Annotated in this window: 30 protein-coding genes and 2 pseudogenes; 25 read left to right on the top strand and 7 right to left on the bottom strand. The window is 26.6% G+C overall.

Annotated features, from left to right (window positions below):
• Positions 1 to 110: 110 nt before the first annotated feature.
• Positions 111 to 401 carry a hypothetical protein gene (locus tag M0D11_RS01405; protein WP_252319341.1) on the bottom strand — a complete coding sequence of 97 codons (291 nt, stop codon included), beginning with the start codon at positions 399 to 401 and terminating at the stop codon, positions 111 to 113.
• A gap of 240 nt (positions 402 to 641) precedes the next feature.
• Between M0D11_RS01405 and M0D11_RS01410 the strand changes: the two genes are divergently transcribed.
• The 19 genes from M0D11_RS01410 to M0D11_RS01500 all read left to right on the top strand — a co-directional run bounded on the left by M0D11_RS01410 (position 642) and on the right by M0D11_RS01500 (position 15,797).
• Complete coding sequence (locus tag M0D11_RS01410; RefSeq protein ID WP_252319343.1) at positions 642 to 1,187, top strand: L-threonylcarbamoyladenylate synthase; 546 nt, start codon at positions 642 to 644, stop codon at positions 1,185 to 1,187.
• 36 nt (positions 1,188 to 1,223) lie between these two features.
• Positions 1,224 to 1,832 carry a hypothetical protein gene (locus tag M0D11_RS01415; RefSeq protein WP_252319345.1) on the top strand — a complete coding sequence of 203 codons (609 nt, stop codon included), beginning with the start codon at positions 1,224 to 1,226 and terminating at the stop codon, positions 1,830 to 1,832.
• 83 nt (positions 1,833 to 1,915) lie between these two features.
• Positions 1,916 to 2,164 carry a hypothetical protein gene (locus tag M0D11_RS01420; protein WP_252319347.1) on the top strand — a complete coding sequence of 83 codons (249 nt, stop codon included), beginning with the start codon at positions 1,916 to 1,918 and terminating at the stop codon, positions 2,162 to 2,164.
• A gap of 60 nt (positions 2,165 to 2,224) precedes the next feature.
• Entirely contained in the window at positions 2,225 to 2,923 is a 699-nt protein-coding gene (locus tag M0D11_RS01425) for a hypothetical protein (RefSeq protein WP_252319349.1), read from the top strand.
• 82 nt (positions 2,924 to 3,005) lie between these two features.
• Positions 3,006 to 3,602: an SAV1803-related protein gene (locus M0D11_RS01430; protein ID WP_252319351.1), complete on the top strand. Its 597-nt coding sequence runs from the start codon at positions 3,006 to 3,008 to the stop codon at positions 3,600 to 3,602.
• Positions 3,603 to 4,024: 422 nt separating this feature from the next.
• Positions 4,025 to 4,669 (top strand): uracil phosphoribosyltransferase, encoded by a 645-nt coding sequence (gene upp / locus M0D11_RS01435; RefSeq protein ID WP_308699596.1) that lies wholly within the window; start codon positions 4,025 to 4,027, stop codon positions 4,667 to 4,669.
• Between the two features lie 53 nt (positions 4,670 to 4,722).
• Entirely contained in the window at positions 4,723 to 5,079 is a 357-nt protein-coding gene (locus tag M0D11_RS01440) for a hypothetical protein (RefSeq protein WP_174480965.1), read from the top strand.
• Complete coding sequence (locus M0D11_RS01445; protein WP_252319355.1) at positions 5,080 to 5,886, top strand: F0F1 ATP synthase subunit A; 807 nt, start codon at positions 5,080 to 5,082, stop codon at positions 5,884 to 5,886. It abuts the gene before it with no gap.
• A 26-nt stretch (positions 5,887 to 5,912) separates the two neighbouring features.
• Entirely contained in the window at positions 5,913 to 6,206 is a 294-nt protein-coding gene (gene atpE, locus M0D11_RS01450) for an ATP synthase F0 subunit C (RefSeq protein ID WP_252319357.1), read from the top strand.
• Positions 6,207 to 6,239: 33 nt separating this feature from the next.
• Positions 6,240 to 6,767, top strand: coding sequence for a F0F1 ATP synthase subunit B (gene atpF / locus M0D11_RS01455; protein ID WP_252319358.1), 528 nt, complete (start codon positions 6,240 to 6,242; stop codon positions 6,765 to 6,767).
• 12 nt (positions 6,768 to 6,779) lie between these two features.
• On the top strand, positions 6,780 to 7,322 hold the full coding sequence (locus M0D11_RS01460; protein ID WP_252319360.1) for a F0F1 ATP synthase subunit delta: 543 nt from the start codon (positions 6,780 to 6,782) through the stop codon (positions 7,320 to 7,322).
• Between the two features lie 11 nt (positions 7,323 to 7,333).
• Positions 7,334 to 8,917, top strand: coding sequence for a F0F1 ATP synthase subunit alpha (gene atpA, locus M0D11_RS01465; RefSeq protein ID WP_252319362.1), 1,584 nt, complete (start codon positions 7,334 to 7,336; stop codon positions 8,915 to 8,917).
• Positions 8,918 to 8,945: 28 nt separating this feature from the next.
• Complete coding sequence (atpG, locus tag M0D11_RS01470) at positions 8,946 to 9,797, top strand: ATP synthase F1 subunit gamma (RefSeq protein ID WP_252319364.1); 852 nt, start codon at positions 8,946 to 8,948, stop codon at positions 9,795 to 9,797.
• A 17-nt stretch (positions 9,798 to 9,814) separates the two neighbouring features.
• Positions 9,815 to 11,377 carry a F0F1 ATP synthase subunit beta gene (gene atpD / locus M0D11_RS01475; RefSeq protein WP_252319366.1) on the top strand — a complete coding sequence of 521 codons (1,563 nt, stop codon included), beginning with the start codon at positions 9,815 to 9,817 and terminating at the stop codon, positions 11,375 to 11,377.
• Between the two features lie 14 nt (positions 11,378 to 11,391).
• Entirely contained in the window at positions 11,392 to 11,709 is a 318-nt protein-coding gene (locus M0D11_RS01480; RefSeq protein WP_174480958.1) for a F0F1 ATP synthase subunit epsilon, read from the top strand.
• A 5-nt stretch (positions 11,710 to 11,714) separates the two neighbouring features.
• Positions 11,715 to 11,945, top strand: coding sequence for a hypothetical protein (locus M0D11_RS01485; protein ID WP_174480957.1), 231 nt, complete (start codon positions 11,715 to 11,717; stop codon positions 11,943 to 11,945).
• A 265-nt stretch (positions 11,946 to 12,210) separates the two neighbouring features.
• Positions 12,211 to 14,268, top strand: a complete 2,058-nt coding sequence (locus tag M0D11_RS07135) for a PTS transporter subunit EIIC (protein ID WP_252319368.1) — start codon at positions 12,211 to 12,213, stop codon at positions 14,266 to 14,268.
• Between the two features lie 103 nt (positions 14,269 to 14,371).
• Positions 14,372 to 15,088 carry a hypothetical protein gene (locus M0D11_RS01495; protein ID WP_252319371.1) on the top strand — a complete coding sequence of 239 codons (717 nt, stop codon included), beginning with the start codon at positions 14,372 to 14,374 and terminating at the stop codon, positions 15,086 to 15,088.
• Positions 15,089 to 15,116: 28 nt separating this feature from the next.
• The gene (locus M0D11_RS01500) at positions 15,117 to 15,797 is read left to right on the top strand and encodes a DNA alkylation repair protein (protein WP_252319372.1); all 681 of its coding nucleotides are present in this window, start codon (positions 15,117 to 15,119) and stop codon (positions 15,795 to 15,797) included.
• Positions 15,798 to 16,010: 213 nt separating this feature from the next.
• Here the strand turns inward: M0D11_RS01500 and M0D11_RS01505 are convergent, their stop codons facing one another.
• On the bottom strand, positions 16,011 to 16,205 hold the full coding sequence (locus M0D11_RS01505; protein WP_252319373.1) for a hypothetical protein: 195 nt from the start codon (positions 16,203 to 16,205) through the stop codon (positions 16,011 to 16,013).
• Between the two features lie 92 nt (positions 16,206 to 16,297).
• On the opposite strand from M0D11_RS01505, the gene M0D11_RS01510 reads away from it, so the two are divergent.
• Positions 16,298 to 16,627: a hypothetical protein gene (locus M0D11_RS01510; RefSeq protein ID WP_252319374.1), complete on the top strand. Its 330-nt coding sequence runs from the start codon at positions 16,298 to 16,300 to the stop codon at positions 16,625 to 16,627.
• Here the strand turns inward: M0D11_RS01510 and M0D11_RS01515 are convergent.
• Positions 16,614 to 16,811 (bottom strand): annotated as a pseudogene (locus M0D11_RS01515) (IS3 family transposase); the annotation flags it as partial. The gene M0D11_RS01510 and the pseudogene M0D11_RS01515 overlap by 14 nt on opposite strands.
• 9 nt (positions 16,812 to 16,820) lie before the next feature.
• Positions 16,821 to 17,348, bottom strand: a pseudogene (locus tag M0D11_RS01520) (IS5 family transposase); the annotation flags it as partial.
• 254 nt (positions 17,349 to 17,602) lie between these two features.
• On the opposite strand from M0D11_RS01520, the gene M0D11_RS01525 reads away from it, so the two are divergent.
• The 5 genes from M0D11_RS01525 (at position 17,603) to M0D11_RS01545 (ending at position 19,693) form a co-directional block, all read left to right on the top strand.
• Positions 17,603 to 17,812 (top strand): hypothetical protein, encoded by a 210-nt coding sequence (locus tag M0D11_RS01525; RefSeq protein ID WP_252319375.1) that lies wholly within the window; start codon positions 17,603 to 17,605, stop codon positions 17,810 to 17,812.
• Between the two features lie 141 nt (positions 17,813 to 17,953).
• Positions 17,954 to 18,160 (top strand): transposase, encoded by a 207-nt coding sequence (locus M0D11_RS01530; protein ID WP_252319376.1) that lies wholly within the window; start codon positions 17,954 to 17,956, stop codon positions 18,158 to 18,160.
• A gap of 56 nt (positions 18,161 to 18,216) precedes the next feature.
• Positions 18,217 to 18,354: a hypothetical protein gene (locus M0D11_RS01535; RefSeq protein WP_252319377.1), complete on the top strand. Its 138-nt coding sequence runs from the start codon at positions 18,217 to 18,219 to the stop codon at positions 18,352 to 18,354.
• Positions 18,355 to 19,048: 694 nt separating this feature from the next.
• Positions 19,049 to 19,426 carry an IS3 family transposase gene (locus M0D11_RS01540; RefSeq protein WP_252319378.1) on the top strand — a complete coding sequence of 126 codons (378 nt, stop codon included), beginning with the start codon at positions 19,049 to 19,051 and terminating at the stop codon, positions 19,424 to 19,426.
• Positions 19,427 to 19,462: 36 nt separating this feature from the next.
• Positions 19,463 to 19,693: a hypothetical protein gene (locus tag M0D11_RS01545; protein WP_252319379.1), complete on the top strand. Its 231-nt coding sequence runs from the start codon at positions 19,463 to 19,465 to the stop codon at positions 19,691 to 19,693.
• A 34-nt stretch (positions 19,694 to 19,727) separates the two neighbouring features.
• Here M0D11_RS01545 and M0D11_RS01550 read toward each other — a convergent pair whose 3' ends face one another.
• The 3 genes from M0D11_RS01550 to M0D11_RS01560 all read right to left on the bottom strand — a co-directional run.
• Positions 19,728 to 20,834 (bottom strand): DnaJ C-terminal domain-containing protein, encoded by a 1,107-nt coding sequence (locus tag M0D11_RS01550; protein ID WP_252319380.1) that lies wholly within the window; start codon positions 20,832 to 20,834, stop codon positions 19,728 to 19,730.
• Positions 20,835 to 20,854: 20 nt separating this feature from the next.
• The gene (gene dnaK, locus M0D11_RS01555) at positions 20,855 to 22,702 is read right to left on the bottom strand and encodes a molecular chaperone DnaK (RefSeq protein ID WP_174481222.1); all 1,848 of its coding nucleotides are present in this window, start codon (positions 22,700 to 22,702) and stop codon (positions 20,855 to 20,857) included.
• Positions 22,703 to 22,716: 14 nt separating this feature from the next.
• Positions 22,717 to 23,337 (bottom strand): nucleotide exchange factor GrpE (locus tag M0D11_RS01560; protein ID WP_252319381.1); only part of this gene is annotated, 621 nt, incomplete at its 5' end.

The following is a 23,337-nucleotide window of genomic DNA, read 5'->3' on the forward strand; positions in this document are numbered from 1 at the left end:
CATTTTTATATAAAATTAATAGTATAAAAAAACAAATATAAAATCATTTATTTTTAATAAATTTAATAATGATTATTTAACATCACCGGAAAGATAAATCTTAACTTTCATTATATTTTTGGTAAATGAGAATTAAATTTAATATAATCTATTTCTGCATCTTTAAATTGAGTTTCTAATTTTATAATTTCTTTTTTTATAGTGCTATCTAATTCTTTATTGGGAAAAATCATTTTTGTAAAATCATTATTATTAAATTTTTTATCAATTGTTTTTTCAATGATATTTTGAATACAAATTGTTTCTATTATAAATGGTTTATTATCATTATCTTCAATTTCTTTTCTTATTTTTTCAATTTCTTCATTAGTATGTTGTATTCCTATTTTTCTTTTGGGCATATTTTTTGATTCTCCTTCTATATTTAATTTAATAAAAATCTAATATAAATATTAATCTATATTAAATTAAGATGTTTATTAAACCATTAATGAATGATTTTCCAATCTTTAATTAGTAATTTTAAGGTTTATTTTAAATTACAAATATCATTTATAAGTTTTTTATTCATTATTTTGAAACAACTATTATATTTAAAATAATAGGTGTATAATTTAGTTAAAATTTATAGTGGTGTTTTCATGATAACTTTACAGCAAAATCAAATTAAAGAAATTAGTCAAATCATTGCTAATGGCGAAGTGGTTGCTTTACCAACAGATACAATTTATGGTCTTGTTTGTAAATTTAATGATGACAAAGCTATTAATAAAATTTATCAAATAAAAAAACGTGATTATACTAAAGAACTGCCAATTTTAGTTGCTAGTTGAGAACAAGCTAAAAGCATTGGTATAATTAGCGATCAATTACAGTCATTTTTAATAAATAATTTTAGTGCTGGTAAAGTTACTGTTATAGTTTTAAAACAACCTAGTTTAAACACATCATATTGAATAAATAAAAAGACAATAGCAATTAGAGTTAGTGCTTCACATTTTATTCAAAAATTAATTAAATTAACAGGGCCTTTAGTAGCTACAAGTTGTAATTTAAGTAATGAACAACCAATTAACGATTATCATAATATAAACTTGCCTAACTTAAGGTATAGAGTAGCAGGTGAGATTTTAACAAATAAACCATCAACTATTTTTAATAGTTTTAATGATAAAATTATTAGATAATAATTAGATAACAGTATTAAAAAAGGAGATAATACTATGAATTGATGAATAATTTTAATTATTATTGCATGCACAACAATATTGATTTTATTAATTACACTAATTTTATTAATTAAAAAAAATAAACAAAAGAAAATATTAAAAATTACTAAAGATATAAATACTTTATATAAATATTTAAAATTAAAAAAAATAAATACTAAAGAATTACCAGTTTCAATAGAAAAAATTAAAGAAGATATTTATTATAGTGACAAAGTCATTTTGGGAAAGTATGAAGATCTTAATAAGATTTCTGGCCAAAATATTCTTTTAAAAACTGAATATAGTAATGCCAAAAAATTATTTTTACGTTATAAAATTAAAGACATTAATCTTATCAAATCATCAGATTTTATACCTTTAAATCAAATAGACTTGTTAATTTCACGAAATAATCTTTATTTTATTGATTCTTTTGAACTACAAATAATACCATTAGTTAATGTTAAAAGTATTACATTTTTTTGAGAAAAAAATAATTATATAAAAAATAAACAAAAATATATTGGTATTGAAATTAATTTTCAAAATAAACGTTTATTTTTTCTTTTTAATAAATATGAAGAAGCAATTAGTTTTGCTGTTCATGTTATTAGTTTATAACAATTATTATTTAATAATTAAAAATTTTGCTTTTTTTGTGAAAATGATATAATTATACAAAATATATTATTAGGAGCAAAATTATGGCAAAAAAACACTTTAAATTTAATACTTGAAAGTTTATTCAATTTACTGGCTTTTTTTTAATTACTTTAGGAATTATATTTTCTTTTTCTTCTTTTAAAGTTAGCCTATTGTTATATTTTGGTTTAGTATCAGTATTAATAGGTTCTATTAATATTTTAATTTACTATATTTTTATTGGAACAAATAGTTATAAAAAATATTCAAGAAAACAAAATAATAATAAGTTAATAATCAAAAATAATTAAGAAATATAAAGTTAAAACTAAGAAGATTAGTTTTTTCGAGAGAATAATAGGTGAAAAACTATGAGAAAAATATTAAAAGTATTTAAAGCGATGTTTTTAACGAGCATTATTTCTTTACCACTTATTGCATGTGATAAGGTAAATGATGCAAATCAAAAATATGTTGATATTAGTAATATTAATATGGAAGTTACTAATGCTCCTGTTGAATTAAATAAAGATATTTATAATACAGCTTTAATTAAATTTAAAACTAAAGTACAAACTGAAATTAATAAATTAGTTCCAGAAGGAAAAAAACCAGAAAATGGAACCGATTATAAAATAACAATTGTTAATCATAATGATATGTATGCTAAAATTGATAAATTTGAATCACTTGCTGTTAATGTATCTGCTTCAAATAATAGTAATTTTTTAAAAGGTAGTTTTAATGCTTGTGTAAAATTAGTATCAAAAGCTAAAGACATTAGTAATGTTAATATTGATAAGCAAGAAGAAAAAATTAAAATTAATACCACTACTTTTGGTGAAGCAATTGCTTTACGTTGTTTATCATTAATTGAAAGTAAAATTAATGCTATTGTTCCAACAGCAAAACAAGATAGTGACTATATTGTTAATGTAGAAGGTCATACTTTATCAGAATCTATTAAAACATTTGATGATGTTCATATTAATGTTAATGCTATTGAAGATGATTATCATTTTTTATTACATGGTAGTTTTAGTTTTGTCTTAGCTTTTGTTAAAGATTAATTTATATTATTTTGGGTAATAAAAAAGAAAACTTGATTTTCATTATTATCATAAAAATAAAGTAGTATAGTATGGGGTAAGCATGTCAGAAGTAGAAAAATTATTAACAATGAATTATGAAAATGTTTGTAATTTTTTAAAAAATAAATATGGATGTATTTCAAAAAATTATTTTTCAGATGCAACAATGTCTAAGAAATCACAAGGAATAACAAGGGGAAAAGAAGGTTTATATATTCATCATATTGATGAAGATAAAGCAATTTTGTTATCTACTCCCAAATGAGCTCAAAAGTCACCATTTGCCTATCAATATGCTGATCGATTAGTTTATTGTAATTTATTAGAACATTTGGTTTTGCATATTAAAATTTTTGAATATCCTCATCCAAATAAACATAATTTTATGGAAGTTGGTGTTGGTGGAATTTATGCTTTTATTGTTCCTGAATTAAATGATATTTATAGTGGTATTCAATATAAACAACCATGAAAACAGAAAGTTACTGAAGTTGTTTTACCATTAAAAGAAGATTATTTTAAATGTATTAAAAAATTAGTAGAACTTGGGTTTTCTTATCCTTTGCTTACTTCTTTTAATCATCAATTTGGTACATGAAATAATAGAAATAATAATAGGTTATATGAAGAAATGAAAAAAATGAGTGTTAAACAGTAACTTTTTTTTATTGTTATTTAATCATAAATAAAAAATGTTAGTAAATTACCAACATTTATTTTTATTAAGTTTATGAAAAAGTTAATTGACAATGATTTTGATTAATTATTGGTAATTGTTCACCATTAATACTTGTTATATCGTTATTTCTTAATAATGGAGTTCTTTCAGATATTTGTTGTTCGTTATTACTTTCAACATTAATATCAGAAATATTTGTTGGAAAACATTTATCATAAATATTTGAAATGGAAGTGCTAAATTAACAATTAAAAAAATAATTTTTGAATAAATCTTTTATCTTTTTTCGTTATTTTTATTGTTATTTTATTGATTTATAAATTAAAAGGCGTAAAATTTCATATTAGTATATATTTTAAATTATTGAAAATATACGCATTAAAGATAAAGGAGTGTTTTTAGTGGAAAGTAGTAAAAATCTGTTTATTGTTAATCATCCTTTAATACAAGATAAATTAACAAGAATTAGAAATCACTTAACCCAAAAAAAAGATTTCAAAGAGAATTTAAGCGAAATTGCAACGTTAATGGCTTATGAAGTATTTAAAGATATTCCTCTTGATGAAATTGAAGTTGAAACACCCATTACTAAAGTTATTGGTAAAACATTAACCAAGACAATCATTCTTTCTCCGATTTTAAGAGCAGGATTAGGGATGACAAATGGATTTGAGTATGTAGTACCTAATGCAATTATTAGTCATGTTGGTCTTTATCGTGATGAAGAAACTTTAAAACCACAAAAATATTTTTTTAAATATCCCAAAAATATTAAAAATATAAGTGATGCATTAGTATTTATCTTAGATCCAATGCTTGCTACTGGTGGTACTGCTGACGCTGCTATTAAAGAATTAAAAAAAGTAGGTTTTAAAAATATTACTTTAGTTTCCATTGTAGGAGCACCAGTAGCTATTAAGAAAATTAATCATAATCATCCTGATGTTAAGATTTTTTTAGCAGCGTTGGATAAAGAATTAAATGATGATGGTTATATTGTACCTGGATTGGGTGATGCTGGTGATCGAATTTTTGGAACTAAATAAATATTTTAATGGAAAAAATTAGAAATAACCTTTTTCTTTCAATACTTTTTACAATGTTATGCTACTGATTATTAATTAATGTAGGATTAATTATAACTGTTATAATTAATACAAACCATTGGTTATTAATTGCTGGATTTAATATTGGTTTTATAGGAAGTATGATTGGGTTATGCTTTTTATATTTATCGTCAAAATGATTAACCAGCGGAATACATTTAAAACAAACCTTAGCATATTTTGGATTCTTATTAAGAATGTTAATTTATGGTTCAATTATAGTTTTGAATATTTTCTTTAACTTTGCTAATATTTTTACTATAATTGCCGGAATGTCAATATTAATGGTTGCTACTATTACTGCAACATTATGTGTATATCAAAAAAATAACTTAAAAGAAGGAATTTAAATGGAAACTTTAGCTGGATTGGAAAGTTGGAATTATTTACAAATTATGCCACAATTGGTAACAATTTTGATAACAACAGTCTTTATCAGTGTTATTAGTTATATTTATTACTATAAAGTAAAACGAATGAAGCCTGATGAAGATCCAAGAGGTATTGTTTTAGTTGTTGAATTAATAATTAAATCAGTTGAAAAAATTGTTGTTGATGTTCTTGGCGTAAAGTATAAAAACCTGACAGTTTATTTGTTATATGTAATGGGTTATATTTTAATTGGTAATTGATTATCGATTATTGGTCTTGAACCACAGTCATCAATGTATACTGTTACTTTATCAATGGCATTAGTTACTTTTATTGGAATATATTATATTGCTATTAAATTTCAGAAACTTTTATTTTTTAAAAAATTTATTATTAACCCTCTAGAATTAATTACTCAATTTGCACCTTTGATTTCTTTATCTTTTCGTTTATTTGGTAATATTTTAGGTGGAAGTATTATTTTGGCAATGCTTTATGGGGTAACTGCTAATATTTGAAGTAATATCCCAATTATTGGTCAGATGAATTTATTAATTGGAGTAATTGGACCATTCTTACATATTTATTTTGATTTATTTGCTGGAAGTATTCAAGCCTTAATTTTTGGCACCTTAACTCTTGTTTATTGGAAGTTACAAATGGAAGAAGGAAGTTCTCATAAGGGAGAACTTACTATTAAATTACCAAGAAAACTTCGTAAACAACAAGCAATAAATCATGAAGAAGAAATTTATACCGAACGTTCAATTATGGAAAAAAAATAAAACACAAAAAGGAGAATTTATTTATTATGGAACTATTAACAACAGTAATGACACATGTCTTTCATTTTTTTAATCATTTAGCAACCGATCCTAATTCTTTAGTGAGTTTAAAGTTTGTTGGAGCTGGAATTTCAACTATTTCTTGTGCAGGAAGTGGAATTGGTCAAGGTTTTGCTGCCGGTAAAGCTGTTGAAGCGGTTGCTCGTAATCCTGAAGTAGAATCTAAAATTAGAACACAATTTGTTATTGGTGCAGCTATTGCCGAATCAGGTGCTATTTATGGATTAGTTGTTTCTCTAATTTTAATATTTGTAGCATAAGGTATTAAAAAATATTAAAAAGTAGGTGATTTTATGAATTTTAATTTCAATGATTTAGTATCAGGTGATGATATTGTTAATCAATTATTTCCCAATCTTCCTGTTTTTATTGCTCATATTTTTGCAACATTAATTTTATTAATGGTACTTTGAAGATGAGTTTATGCTCCGTTTCGTAAGGCTTTACATTCGCGACATTTAGTAATTAAAGAAAAACTTGATGCTGCTGCTTGCAAGCAATCATTAGCTAATCAAGATCGTGGTGAAGCTAGTCAAATATTAAAAGCTGCTAAAATTGAAGCTCAGGAAATTATTGCTAATGCACAAAATGATGGTTACAATAAGCGTAAACAAATTATTGATAAAGCGCAAGAAGAGAGTATGCGTATTACTAATCAATCAAATCGTGATTTAGTTCGTGCTCGTAAAGAGGCAGAAGCAAAGATTAACGAAGAAATCAAAGTAGTAGCATTAGAAGCAGCTAAAAAAATTATTGGTGCTGAAATGAATGCTAAAAAACATGAACAATTAATTACTGATTTTATTAAGAATTTGGAATAGTGGTGAAGTTAAATGATAGATGAAGGATTAGCTAATCAATGAAGTAATGGTCTTTTTCAATTAGCAAGAGAAATAAAAAAAATTACTCAATTTGCTGAAGAAAGTAATAAATTAATTGATATTTTTACTACTTATCCAGAATTTATTGATATTACTAGTAGTAGTAATATAACTATTGAAACACGTAAACAAATTATTAGTGAAACTTTTAAAAATCATATTGAACCATATATGTTAAATTTTTTCTTTTTGTTGATTGATGAACATCATTTCCAGTGTGTTCGTTTCATTTTAAAAGAATTTCGCAAATTATGTAATGAATATCAAGATGTAAACTATGGCATTATTTATTCAGTAATAGAACTTTCAAACCAACAAATAAATCAAATAAAATTGAAAATTGAGAAAGTCATTAAACATAAGATTAAAGTCGTTAACAAGATTGATAAATCATTAATTGGCGGTATTAAAGTTAAAGTACGGAATCAAGTTTTTGATGGTTCCGTTAAAGGTCAAATTGATCAATTAAAACAAGAATTATTAAGTCATGAATAGAGGTAAAACAAATGTCCTTAAACGTTAATCAAATTTCAGAAATTATAAAAAGCCAAATTAAAAATTATGGTAAAAAAATTAGTGCTAATGAGGAAGGCATTGTTGTTACTGTCGGTGATGGAATTGCGCTAATTCATGGTTTAGATAAGGCTGTTAATGGTGAATTAGTATTTTTTCCTAAAAGTAATATTTATGGTATGGTTTTGAGTTTAGAAGAAACTGCTGTTGGTGTTACTTTAATGGGGGATGACACAGGTATCAAAGAAGGAGATATTGTTAGTAGAACAGGTAATGTTGTTGAAACACCAGTTGGTAATATGCTTTTAGGAAGAGTTGTTAATGCACTAGGGCAAAAGATTGATGGTAAAGGTCCAATTAAAACTACGAAAACTAGACCGATTGAAAGAATAGCGCTGGGTGTGATGACTAGAAAATCTGTATCAGAACCTTTAGCAACAGGATTATTATGAATTGATGCAATGATTCCGATTGGCAAAGGTCAACGAGAGTTAATAATTGGTGATCGTCAAACTGGAAAAACAACGATTGCTATTGATACTATTATTAATCAAAAGGGTAAAAATGTCTTTTGTGTTTATGTTGCTATTGGTCAAAAAGCTTCAACTGTTGCTCAAATTGTTGATAAATTAACACAACTAGGGGCAATGGAGTATACAACTATTGTTGCTGCTACTGCTAGTGAAGTTGCTCCTTTGCAATATATTGCTCCTTATACAGGAGTAACTATTGCCGAAGAATGAATGGAAGAAGGTAAAGATGTCTTAATTGTTTATGATGATTTGAGTAAACATGCAGTGGCCTATCGTGCTATTTCCTTATTATTAAGACGACCACCAGGAAGAGAAGCTTATCCAGGAGATGTTTTTTATCTTCATTCACGTTTATTAGAGCGTGCAGCTAAATTAAATGAAAAACATGGTGGTGGGAGTATTACTGCCTTACCTATTATTGAAACACAAGCCGGTGATATTTCTGCATATATTCCTACTAATGTTATTTCAATTACTGATGGTCAAATTTTTTTAATGTCAGAATTATTTAATGCCGGAATTCGTCCAGCAGTTGATGTAGGTTTATCGGTTTCACGGGTAGGTTCATCAGCACAGATTAAAGCAATAAAACAAGCAGGTGGAACATTAAAATTAGAATTAGCACAATTTCGTGAATTACAAGCTTTTTCACAATTTGGTTCTGATTTAGATGAAAACACTAGAGCTGTTATTGAACATGGTAAACGTGCCATTGAAATTTTAAAACAAAAACAAAATGAGCCATTAAATCAAATTGATCAAGCAATTATTTTATTAGCAATTAAAAATAAGGCAATTAAATGATTACCAGTAGAAATGATGGATTCTTTTAAAAAGGAAGTAATAACTTATTTTCAAAAACAACAACGAAAAAGTTATTTAAAATTACAGCAAGATCAAGCGTTTAGTGAAGAGTTACAAGTGAGCATTAGTCAAGGCATTATGCAGGTTGTTTATAATTTGACCAATAAGCTAAATGACTATAATCCTAAAATATATGGTAGTCTTGAAGAATGGGAAACATTAATTAAAACATTCAAATAATGTATTTAGGAAGGTAAGGTGAAATATCATGGCTCAAAGCATGGAACAAATTAGACAAAAAATTAAATCTGTTAATACTAGTTATAAAATTACTAAAGCAATGCAACTAGTATCAACAGCTAAATTAAAAAAAGTAGGTAAAAGAATTGAGATGATTAAACCTTATTATTCTGAAGTTTATGATACATTCAATCAATTAATACCTAAATTAAGTAATTCAATTTATTTAAAAACAAAAGATCAAGTTATTAATAAAACAATATGAGTCGTTTTTAATTCTAATTTAGGATTATGTGGTGGTTTTAATAATAATTTAAATAAATTAGTACTAGAACAATATCAACCACAAGATGAAATAGTTGTTATTGGTAGTAAAGGAGTTTCATACTTTACTAATCATCATTGTAAAATTATGCAATCTTATACTGAAATTAACATTCAATCATCATATAATGATTCGCAAGAGATATCTTTGTTGTTACTTTCTAAGTTTAATAATAAAGAAACTGATGCTATTAAAATTGCATATACAAAATATGTAAATACGGTAACAACAATTCCAACAATTATTGATTTATTACCAATTGTTTCTATTAAAACTAATCAAGAAAGTAATTTAATTCAAACTGATTTTGAACCAGACGCTAATACTGTTATTAATAGTGCTATTCCTTTATATGTTGGTGCCATTGTTTATGGTGCATTAGTAGAATCACAAGTGTCAGAGCAAGCATTACGAAGATTAGCAATGGAAAATGCTTCAAATAATGCCAAAGAAATGAAAGATAAATTATTAGTAAGTTATAATCGTGCCCGTCAAGGTGCTATTACCCAAGAAATTTCAGAAATTATTGGTGGCGCTGATGCCCAATCATCATAATAAAGGAGTAAACTAAAATGAAAAATGCAACTAGTAAAAAATCTATAACAATTAAAGAAAAAAATGTTAGTGATAAAAACTCTTTAAAAAAAGATAACACTAAAGTTATTGCTAAAGTAAAAGCAAAAGTGACTAAAAAAGTAGTTAATAGCAAAGAAAGTGTTAAAACTAGTAAACAATTACCAACTAAACGAAATATTGGAAAAATTGTTCAAATTTCAGGTCCAGTTATTGATATTCGTTTTAATGATAATAGTTTACCTAATTTAAATAATGCTATTAGTATTGATAATAATGGTCAAAAATTAATTGTTGAAGTTGCAAAACATATTGGTGATGATAGTGTTCGTTGTATTTCAATGGGTCCAACTGAAGGATTACTACGTGGTCTTGAAGCAGTTGATTTAGGAATACCAATTAGTGTTCCTGTTGGTGAAGAAGTTTTGGGTAGACTTTTTAATGTATTGGGTGAAGTCATTGATGATGGTAAAGAACTTAAAACTAAATTAAAATATCCTATTCATCGTACACCTCCTAGTTTTGATGAATTACAATCAAAATCTGAAATTTTAGAAACAGGAATTAAAGTCATTGATTTATTAGCACCTTATGCTAAAGGTGGAAAAATTGGTTTATTCGGTGGAGCTGGAGTTGGTAAAACAGTTTTAATTCAAGAATTAATTAATAACATAGCTAAAGAACATGGTGGTATTTCTGTCTTTTCAGGAGTTGGCGAAAGAACACGTGAGGGTAATGATTTATATTATGAAATGCAAGAGTCAGGTGTTATTAGTAAAACTGCTTTAGTGTTTGGTCAAATGTCAGAACCACCAGGTGCTAGAATGCGTGTTGCATTAACTGGTTTAACAATTGCTGAATACTTCCGTGATGAAAAACAACAAGATGTATTATTATTTATTGATAATATATTTCGTTTTACACAAGCTGGTAGTGAAGTATCAGCTTTATTAGGAAGAATGCCTTCAGCAGTAGGGTACCAACCAACATTATCGACAGAAATGGGTGCTTTACAAGAACGTATTGTATCAACAACACGTGGTTCTATTACATCTGTACAAGCAGTATATGTACCAGCTGATGATTTAACTGATCCAGCTCCTGCGACAACATTTACTCACTTGGATGCCAAAATTGTTTTAGATCGTAATATTGCTGCTTTAGGGCTTTATCCTGCTGTTCATCCTTTACAATCTTCATCAAGAATGTTAGATCCTGCTATTGTTGGTCAGGAGCATTATGATGTTGCGCAAAGAGTTATTGAAACAATTCAACGTTTTTCTGAATTAGAACCAATCATTGGTATTTTAGGAATGGATGAGTTGAGTGAAGAAGATAAAAAAATAGTAGCTAGAGCAAGAAGAATTCGTAATTTTTGTTCACAACCATTTCATGTTGCTGAAAAATTTTCGGGTTTAAATGGTATTTATATTCCGATTAGTCAAACTGTTAATAGTTTTAAACAAATTTTAGATGGTGAATGTGATGATTTACCAGAGCAAGCGTTTTTATATGTAGGAACTATTGAACAAGCAATTGAAAAGGCAAAGAAATTGAGATAATTGAAGGTGATAGTATGGCATTAAATCTTAAAATTATTACTCCTGATGGTATTTTTTTCGATGGAGAAGTACAGTGAGTTAATGTTAAAACAACTGAAGGATATGTTGGTATTCTTGAATGGCATACACCTTTGATTGCTAATATTCAAATATCGAAAATGTCATTTAAAATTAAAGAAAAAATTCGTAATTTAACGATTTCTGGTGGACTTTTGGTAACTGATTTACATATGGTTCGTATTATTAGTGATAAAGTTGAATATACATCAATTTTAAAAGAGCAAGAAACAAAGGTATTTGATGAGCGTATTAAAAGGGTTAGTGGAGGTTAATAAATATGCATGATTCACATTTAATAAAATGAATAATTGAAATAAGTATTTATCTTTTTAGTTTTATTGCTAGCGGATTTGCTGTAAAAGCAATTCCTTTTAATAAATTTCTTGATCATAAAAGAATAAAAGAATCATGAATTTTATATATGTTAACAACTTTAGTTTTTACTTATTGTATTGGTACGTTAATTATTAAATTTATTGGTTTAGATATTTGGTTTAATTTAAATTAATACTTAAAATTAAAAAAATAAAAATAGTAAGTGTTTTAAAATACTTACTATTTTTTTAATTACAATATATTATTAAAATTTATAGTAGTTATTGATAATACCTATATATATTATAAAATTTCTCCGAAATTACTATTATAGTAGTAAAAAAATCGTTTTTATTTATTTTATTGTTGTTTTTACTATTATATATATATATAATATTTTTATCTGTATAGAATAAAATTCTCATCTGTATAGAACAATATAGAATGGAGGTGAGAAAATGAGTAAATTTTTTCATAGTAAACAAACAACTCCTGAGGATAAGAAAAATCCTAGTTTTACTTTTAAAGGAACTTTCAATAAATTAGGTGGCAAAATGTTTGGCAAAATGCAAAACTTATCAAGAGCCATTGTTTTACCAATAGCTACATTACCAATAGCTGGCTTATTGTTAGGAATTGGTGGTGGTGTTGCTAGTGCTTTAAAGCAATTACCTAATCATGATAGTCTTGTTGGTATTATTAATATTTTTTCAATTATGCAATCAGCCGGAAACGTTGTTTTTGCTAATTTAGGATTGATTTTTGCTATTTCTATTGCTTTTGGTTTTGCAAAAGCTAGTAAAGGTGTAGCTGCTCTTTCTGGATTTATTACTTTTATTGTTATGACTTCAGTTATTAGTGGCATGTTTTTTTGAAATCCTAAAACAGGAATGTTGGGATTTGATCCATGAGGTTTAGGTGAAGGTGCAAAGATTACTCCAGAAAGTGGTAAATCTTCTGGTTTATTTTCTTCTGTCTTAGGATTATTTCCTACGTTTGATACTTCAGTTTTAGGTGGCATTCTTGTTGGTTGATTAGTATCAGTTGTTCATAATCATTCATACAATATTCGTATGCCAAGAGTATTAGCTTTTTTTGGTGGTGAACGTTTTGTGCCAATTTTAGCTGTTTTTGTTGGAATAGGAATGGGATTAGCTTTTTTCTTTATTTGACCAATGTTATTAATTGCTTTTAGAGAAATTGGTAATGGCTTAGCAGCTGGTATGAATACAGGTCAACTTACCGATGGACAGTTAACTGGTGATAATTTTCATCCAACAGTTGGTGGAGCGTTTATTGCAATGTTTTTTGGAATTACTGAACGTTTATTAATACCAACAGGATTGCATCACGTTCAATATGCACCTTTCTGATATACTGGAATTGGTGGTACGTGAACTAATGGATCTGACACATTTGTAGGAGCGTACAATATTTTCTTTGGACAATTTGCTTCTAATGCAGTAGGACACATGAATCAAACACCAGGAACAATGTTTATGAGTGGGCGATTTGCATATATGCAATATGGTTATCCATTTGCAGCGCTTGCTATGTGAATGTTAGCACGACCAGAAAATAAAAAAATGGTTGGTGGTATTTTAGGATCTGCTGCTCTAACTTCTTTCTTAACAGGAGTTACAGAACCATTGTTGTTTTCGTTCTTATTTGTAGCACCATTATGTTTTGTTTTCCATGCATTTATGGCAGGAATTAGTTTTATGATGGCGTATTTATTAAATATAGTTGTTGGTCAAGGTTTTGCTGCTGGATTTATTGACTTTTCTTTCTTTGGAATATTACCAAGTATTCTTGGTAAAGAAACAGGCTTCTATTGAGTATTTGCTACTGGATTAATTATGGCACCTGCTTATTTCTTTGGGTTCTATTACATTATTAAGTGAAGAAATTACAAAACTTTAGGTCGTGAAGAAGGAGAATTAGCAACCAACTTAGCTTTACAAAGTGTTGAAAGTTCTTTAGATAAGTCTTCAAAAAAAGGTAGAACAAAAGTAGAAAATTTATTACTTGGACTTGGTGGAGCATTAAATATTATTGATGTTAACGCTAAAGATAAAGTATTAGTTGCAACTTTAAAAGATGCAAATATTTATTCAAAAGCTTTATTAAGATTAAGTGGAACTAAAAATATTAAAGTAATTGCCAATAAAGTTGAAATTACTTATCTTGATGGTGCAGAGTCTATTCATAAAACTTTACAAGCAGAAATGACAAAGAAACAAACATTAACACCTGATACTAATAAAGATAAAAATAATGATATGTTAGAAAATATTTTTAAAGGTCTTGGTGGACGAAGTAATGTTAAATTATTAGACAATTGTGCTACAAGATTGCGTGTTACAGTTTTTGATGAAACTAAAGTTGATGATAATATTTTAAAATCAATTGGTGCAGTTGGTATCTTTAAAAAAGGTACAGCTATTCAGGTAATTTATGGGCCACAAGTAGGTAATATTAAAAATGATTTATTAAAAACTTGAACTCCAAAATAAACTATTACTAAAATATAAAAATGAGCAACTTTTTGAGTTGTTTATTTTTTTAGTTTTAGTTACGGATAATGTTAAAATTATAATATAGGATGGAGGGAAAACTATGTTTTTTGATGATGAAGAAGAAAAGTTAGAAGAAGCTAGGTATGAAGAAATACAAACAAATATACAAAATTTAACATTAACAATTGATGTTAATATTGTTGTTAAAGATTTATTTAAATATATTAAATTAAAATGTACACAAAAAATTAGAATTATGGATATATTAGCATTGTTTTTATCAATATTTTCAATAATTCTTTCAATATTATTAACTGTTATTGATAAAACTGATCAAAAAATTAGTTTTGAACTTCGAAAATTATTGTATGCGGTAAATATATTTAAAGATTTAACGGTGGTAATGGTATTAGTAATTGCATTATTTATGATTATTTATGAGATTAAATATTGAATTAAACAAAATAAACAATTCAAATCTTTTTATGCAGCAAATGCTGATTTTACACCTGAAGAAATTGTTTCGGAACTAATGGATCTTAATAATATTTTTAGTTTTAAGCATTGAAATGAAATTTCATTCCATATTAAATACTATAAAAAATGTAAATCATTTAAACGACATGCAATTTTAATCGCTATTTTGGATTATTATCAATTACCAATTAATAAATGAAATTTAATGTATTTAAATCAAACAATTAATTATTTAAATAAAAAACATTTTCGTCATATTCTTAGATTATGCATATTTAGTTGTTTAGCAATAATAATGATTATTTTAATGAGTACTTTCCCTTCAATATTTTTAAGATAAAATATTTTATATAGATAGAAAGGTATATATGGAAAAATTTAATGAAGAAATAAAAATATTAACGACAATTTTTATTAATAATGCTAATATCAATACTAAAATTAAACAAGAAAAATTTTTAATCAATAATTTTGAATTTTATGGAATTTTAACTAGTAAACGAAAACCATTAGTAAAATTATTTTTAAATAAATGAAATAAAAATTTATCGTTAGTAAATAAAAAACAGTTATTTGAAACATTATATTTACAAAAAAATCGTGAATTTCAATATACAGCAATGGAATTTTTAAATCTTTGATGAAAGAAAAACTTAAGTTTTAATGACTTAGATTGGCTTTTATCGATAATTAAACATAATATTTGATGAGATACTACTGATTATTTTGATAATATTATTGGTGTTCTTATATTTAGCAACAATAATATTAGTGTTAGAGATCAATATTTATTTAAGTTAATAAATGATAGTAATTTTTGAATTCAAAGAATAGCAATTCAATCACAATTAATGTTTAAAGAAAATACTGATTTTAATTTACTATTTGCATTAATTAAGCCATTGTTATTAACAACAAATTTTTATCTAATACGTTCTATTGGTTGAGCATTGCGTAATGCCAAACGAGTTAATTCACAAAAAATTAATGATTTTATTAAAATTAACAATGTTAGTCAAAAAATAATTGTTGTTATTGATGAACATTAAAATTAAAATTGCTTATAAATAATATTTATAATAATATTCTTAAAATAGTGTAAGATTCACTTAATAGATAGAGAAAAATATTAAAATATAAATATAAGTTTTTGACCTATTTACTTTATTTTAAAGTAAATGGGTTTTTATTTGGAAAGGAAAAGCACATGCCTAATAATTATTCATTGATTGTTAAACCTCTTTTACAAGAAGAAGATATCATTAATAGTAATATTTCATTTTTAAGACTTTACAAGTAGAATCTAGTACAACAATGATTTCAATAATACCTTCAATAAAAATATCAATTTTAACAGATCATGAAATAAAAGCTTTATCTAAATATCAAATTCAATCATTGCTACCAGAACAAATCCCACTTTTTACAGCAGAACAAATTAAATCATTTAGACCCAAACAAATTCAATGATTTTGATTATGACAAATTCAGTCATTTACAAAAAAACAGATTGCATCATTTACGCCAGAACAAATTCCGTATTTAACATATGAACAAATCCCAATTTTACACCAGAACAAATCCTTGCGTTTACACCGTTGCAAATTTCTGTATTTACGCCAGAACAAATTCCTCTTTTTACAATCAAATCCCTACGTTTACACCGTTACAAATTTCTGCTTTTACAAAAGAACAAATCCCAGAATTTACAGAAAAACAGATTGCATCATTTACACCAGAACAAAAACAAATTTTTACATTAGAGCAGCGTAAATTTTTTGGAAGAAAAATAATTTCAACTTTTAATAAACAAAAAAATAATTCATCAATAATTGAACAAGTTGGAATGGCAACACTTTTTAGGACTATTTTTTGGTAGACATTTGTTGTTGATATTTAACTGGAGTTAAGTAGTTTAAAGTGCTGTGAATTCTTATATTGTTATATCAATTGATGTAATCAAATAATTCTAATTTTAATTGGATTAATGATGTAAAATTTTTATCATTAATAAATTCGGTTTTAAAACTTTTAAAAGTTGCTTCAGCAACAGCATTATCATAAGAACCTGTTTAGAATCTTTTTAATAAAACTGAAATAAAGGCAAGAACAACCATTTGTAAACTAGTATTTACTTTTCTTTCACAATTTTTTCATAATCTTCTGTATTTTTCTAATCAAGCAAAGCTTCGTTCTACAATTCATCTTTTTGGTAATACTACAAAAGTATGTAATTCATTACGTTTTATAACTTCAACATTTGCATTTATGATTGTTTTGATTTCAGAAGCAAATTTTTCACCAGTATAACCAGCATCTACTATTATTTTTTGAACTGCAGAAAGATTTTCTTTTTCATTTTCAATCATTATTATAGCACTATTACGATCTGTTTTTTCTGCTGTGGTTATGTAAATTGCATGTGGTAAGCCTTGAGAATCAACAACAATATGACGCTTTATTCCTGAAATCTTTTTACCAGCATCATAACCTTTATTTTCAGTAGTATCTGTATTTTTAACACTTTGCGAATCAATTATACAAAAACTGGTTTGTTCTTTGCGATTATTGTTGATTCGAACTTTTTTAACTAATTTTTTTTAAAATTAATAAAAATATACTAGGTTCTTACCATTATTTTTACTCAAATTTGAAAACACACGGACTCTCTCACATGTACTTGTGGAGGAAACAATGAAATTGAATGAGTTCAATACTTTTCAAACAGAACAAGATTGTTTGAAATATAGTAAGTTTGAAGGAAAATAAATGTATTGTGTGTTTGAACAAATTTAAATACTTGATTTAAGAAGAATAAGATGTTTGAAATGTCATCAAACATTTAGTATTCTTCATGGCACCATTTTTTTACAAGTCACAATATTTTTGAAATCTTGGTTTTGATCTCATCTTTAGATGAATAAACACCAAACATGGAATTCCATCAACTGATGTTGCAAAGAATTGGGGGGTAACTTTGAAAACTGCTTGAAGAATGGGCTGGGTCATAAAATCAGAACTTGTATTGCCAACAAGAATCAATAATTTATTGTTGAGGGTATAGTGCAATGGATGAAATGTATTCTTTCATATATGATTTAAAATGTAAGGAAGATCCTTGGTGGAATAAACCTTGATTGTTGGTATTTATGAAAACAACCAATAAATTAATTGAAAGTATTGAAAAATGCAAAAGTAAAATCTTTTGCAGTTTGCAAGAAACCACATTTCTTCAAAGTGTCATGTACATACTGATTTTTGAAAAGGATATTGCGATTTTAAATCGGTTTTCACTAAGCATGAAACAGTCAATCATCAAGATAGCTATGTTTCAAAAACTGGTGTAAATACCAACCAAATTGAATCAGTTTGAAAACATATAAGAAGAACATGAACATCTAGAATAAAGTAGACACAGAATTGTAACCTTTGTGTTAAAAATACTTTAAGGAAGGTGTTCATTTTTTTATGGCTAAATGATTATCAAAAGAAGAAAAGTTAAAAATAATAAAAATAAGTAAAATTAAAACAATTGATAAAACCACATTAGAGTATGGTATTGGTCGATCATCAATAAAAGAATGAACAAAGTACATAAATTATTAGGTGAAAAGGTTTAGAATATGGCAATGGAATTCGTGAAGCAAAAACCAAAAGAACAGGTCGATCCAAATCTTTAAATTTTAATGAAATGCAAACAAGAATTAATTGAATATATTGAGGCAATGAAACGATATAAAGTATTTAGAAATCGACAAAAAAAGAAGAAATATTTTGTGATTTTCTCAATGAAAAAAAATATCAGATTAGTTATTTATGTTGATTATTAAATGTTTCAAAACTGTGGATATTATAAGTGAATTAAGAATGGAATGAATGAATTTAATAAATGAGATACATTTTTAAATACACAATAAAAATATTTTTTATGAATTCAAGAAATTATGGTTATAAAATGATAACTTTAAGAATTAACAAAATTTATAATTTAAAATTAAAATTTCATATTAAGCATAGATATATGAAAATAAGGAGTTTAAAAAGCCACAGTTCGCACAAAAATTTGATTATAGAATAAATTTGCAGCTTTAAGATATGATAATTTATTAAAACGTGATTTTCAACTACTAATTTAAATCAAAAATTTTGGGTACTGATATAACTTATTTATTAACTAATGGTAAAACATATTATTTATCAATTGTTAGCATTTTCATAATAATGAAATATTAGATTATAAAATAAGTGCAAGTTTAGACATGACATTTGTTGTCCAAAAAACATTATCCAGTTTGAGTTAATGCTCAAAAACCTACTTCATGAATTGTATGAATCAGATCAAGGATTTCACTATACAAATCCTTCTTATAAAATTTTTATGTGATGAATTAAAATAAAAATTTCAATGTCTAGAAGAGGTAATTCCTGTGATAATGGTGCTACTGGAAACTTGATTTGGAACAATGAAACAGAATTCTCATATCAAATTCCAAGAAAAAATAGAACTATTGAATGAATACAAGACAACTTACCTAAATATATTTACTTTTATAATAATTATCGACCTCAAATCAAATTAAAAGGAATGAGTCCAATCGAATATCGATTAGCTCATTCCAAACCAACAAATAATTACTTCATACCTATAAATTTAACACTTACAAACGCTATTTTATAAAATTTAATAAAAGGTTACTTTTATTGTCCACTTTTCTTGACAAGTTCAAATTATTTATTTCATTTATTATGATTATTAAGTCCGTTGTATTTTAATGTTGTAGTAATTAATATTACCGACATACCAATATGAGAAGTAAAACAATGACAAAGGTTCCACTCTAATGAAGATTATTACAAATATTTAAATGAAACTAGTTGTGTAATGTGTTATATTGGTAAAAAAGGTCCAATTAATAAAGTGAAAAAATTAATATATAAAAAATAAGAACATATGTTCTTATTTTTTATATATTAATTTATTAAATTCTTTTTATTGCACTATTAACAAAATCTTCATTTGGATCAAATTTAGTTTCGTTATTAATATTTCATAATTTTTCTTGCTCTGTTTTAGTAACTTTATTAGGCATTTGTATATCAAGAATAACATGTAAATCACCACGTTTACTACTATTAGGGTAATAGAATCCCTGATTTTTTAAAGTAATTTTGTCACCGTATTGTAGTCCTAATGGTAATTTATGTTTAATTATTCCTTCAAAGGTAGGAATCATAATAATATTTCCCAAAATAATATCTAAGTAAGATACTGGTAATTTAATATACATATCACTACCTTGACGATCTAAGAAAGCATGTCGCTTAATATTAATACCAACAAATAAATCGCCTTGAGTGCCACCATTATGACCAATTTTACCTTTACCTTTAATTCTAATTTGTTGACCATCAAAAATACTGCGAGGAATATCAAATTCTAATTTTTGATTTTCAATATAATAGCGATGTCCTTTGCATTTTAAACATTTTTGACGAATAATTTTACCAAGTCCTTGACATTGGTTGCAAACACCTTGATGTCTAAACATACCTAATGGTGATTGTTGAACATATTCAAGAACTCCTTTACCTTTACATTTATCACATGTACTAATATCATTAGGAGTTCTAGCACCAGTTTCTTTACAATCCTTACAAGCAACATCAATGTTAATACTAATGGTCATTTTTTTGCCAAAGAATACATCACGATAACTAATTTCAACTTTTGTTAGGATATTATCACCTGGTGTTTTACCATTATAGCGTTGTTGTTGTTGTCTTCTATTACCACCAAATAAGTCACCAAATAAGTCACCAAATGCCGAACTAAAGTCACCGAAGCCAGAAGAACTACCAACTCCGGGCATATCATGACCAAATTGATCATATTTTGCTCTTTCATTAGTATCAGATAAAACTTGATAAGCTTCACTTATTTCTTTAAATCGAGCTTCATCACCACCACTTGGTGAATCGGGATGATATTTTTTTGCAAGCGTACGAAACGCTTTCTTAATTTCATCTGGAGTAGCATTACGCGAAACTCCTAGAATTTCATAATAATCACGTTTTTTACTTGCCATTTTGTCCACCTCTAATTATTTTATTTAGTTGTTGCGTCAACATCAATAACATCATCACTTTTATTATCATCTTTTTTAATATGATCTGTTGGTTCTTGTTTTTGTTGGTTCATAAATTGTTGTGCAGCAGCAAATGCTTGTTTTAATTGTTCTAGTTTTTCTTTTAAATCATCATATTTTTTTTCATCTAGTGATTTTTGTAAGTCATCACGTAGTTTTTTCATTTCAGCAATTTGTGGATTTTCTGCTTCGCCTTCTTTTGCTGATTTAGTAACTTCAGCAGTCATTTTATCAATATCATAAATATAGGCTTGTGCTTGATTAGATAATTCAATTTCTTCTTTATGTTTTTCATCGTTTTCACGATTCTTTTCAGCATCTTGTACCATTTTTTCAATTTCGTCTTTACTTAAAGTACCACTATTGCTAATAGTAATTTTTTGTTCTTTATTAGTTTTTAGATCTTTAGCACTAACAGATACAATACCATTAACATCGATATCAAAAGTAACTTCAATTTGTGGAACACCTCTTGGTGCTGGTTCGATACCACTTAATTGGAAACGACCCAGTGAATGATTATCTTTAGCTAGTGGACGTTCTCCTTGTAAAACACTAATATCAACAGCGGGTTGATTGTCTTCAGCAGTTGAAAAAACTTGTGACTTTTTAGTAGGAACAGTAGTATTACGAGAGATTAATGGCGTCATTACTCCTCCTAAAGTTTCAATACCTAATGATAAAGGAGTTACATCTAATAGTAAAACGTCAGTAACATCACCCGATAATACTCCTCCTTGAATAGCAGCACCCAAAGCTACTACTTCATCAGGGTTAACACCACGATGTGGTTCTTTACCAATTTCGTTTTTAATAACTTCTTGCACAGCTGGGATTCTTGTTGAACCACCAACTAAAATAACTTCATCAATTTCATTTTTGCTTAATTTAGCTTCTTTTAAGGCATCACGAACAGGAGCAATAGTTCTTTCAACTAGTGATTTTGTTAGTTCATTAAATTTGGCACGTGTTAATTTTTCATTTAAATGTAATGGACCTGAGGCATTCATTGAAATAAATGGTAATGAAATATCAGCTTGTACTACTCCTGATAAGTCTTTTTTTGCTTTTTCAGCAGCATCTTTTAAACGTTGCATTGCCATTTTATCTTTTGATAAGTCAACACCATTACTTTTTTTGAATTCACTAACTAAATGTTGAACAATTAAGGCATCAAAGTCGTCACCACCAAGTTTGTTATCACCACTAGTTGATAATACTTCAAATGTTCCACCTGCTAATTCTAGAACTGAAACGTCAAATGTTCCACCACCTAAGTCAAATACTAAAATTTTGTGATCTTTATCTTGTTTGTCTAAACCATAAGCGATGGCAGCAGCAGTTGGTTCGTTAATAATTCTTTCTACTTTTAATCCTGCAATAATTCCTGCATTTTTAGTAGCTTCACGTTGTTCATTGTTAAAGTAAGCAGGAACAGTAATAACTGCTTTTGATATTTTTTTACCTAATTTTGATTCAGCAAAAGTTTTAATAGTGCGTAAAATTTCTGCAGATACTTCTTCTGGTTTACGTGTTTTAGTAGCGGCTTTAACTGTTTCTTTAGTTCCCATAATTCTTTTAATTGAACTAACAGTATTATCTGGATCAGTAATAGCTTGACGTTTAGCAACTTCACCAACCATAATTTGACCATCTTTGTAAGCAACAACTGATGGTGTTGTTCTTCCGCCTTCGGCATTTTCAATAACTTTTGGCTTATCACCTTCCATTACGGCAACACATGAATTAGTTGTTCCTAGATCGATTCCTAAAATGATTTCTTTATTTGTTGTTTTATTTGTAGACATAATATTTTCACTCCTTAATTTTTCTTTGTTTCTGTTTTTTCTTCTTTAGTTTGAAAAACTTTAACTTTAGTGGTGCTAATGACACGATTATGCAATTCATAACCATTAGCTATAACTTCAACAATAGTATTATTTTTTACATTTTGATAAGCATTGTTTGTATTATCATTAATAATTTCTACTGCCTCATGTTGGTGAGAATTAAATTGATCTCCAACTTTAGCAGTAATTTCTTTTAAACCTTCTTTACCAAGTGCTTTAATTAATTCTTCATAGATAAATTTAAAACCAACTAGGAAATTTTGAACAGCTGCATTATCAGTTTTAAAGTTTAGTGCTCGTTGGAAATTTAATAAAGTATGAACTAAATCTTTAATAATTTTTTGGTTAGCATATTTAATGTGTTCTTTATTTTGAATTTCTAATTCTTTAATGGTATTTAATCTAGTAGCTAGCATTAATTGCTTTTGTTGTGAATTAATTTTATTAAGTTCTGTTGTTAATTCTTTAATTTTTGTTTCTAATTCGATTTCTTTATTTAATGATATTTTTTCTTCTTCGACACTTACTGGTGTTTCAGTAACAGGAGTTGAAATAGTTGTATCTTTAGTTTCTGTTGCTGATACGTTATCAAT

Source organism: Spiroplasma endosymbiont of Lariophagus distinguendus (assembly GCF_023846195.1).
Taxonomy (GTDB): domain Bacteria; phylum Bacillota_I; class Bacilli_A; order Mycoplasmatales; family VBWQ01; genus Spiroplasma_E.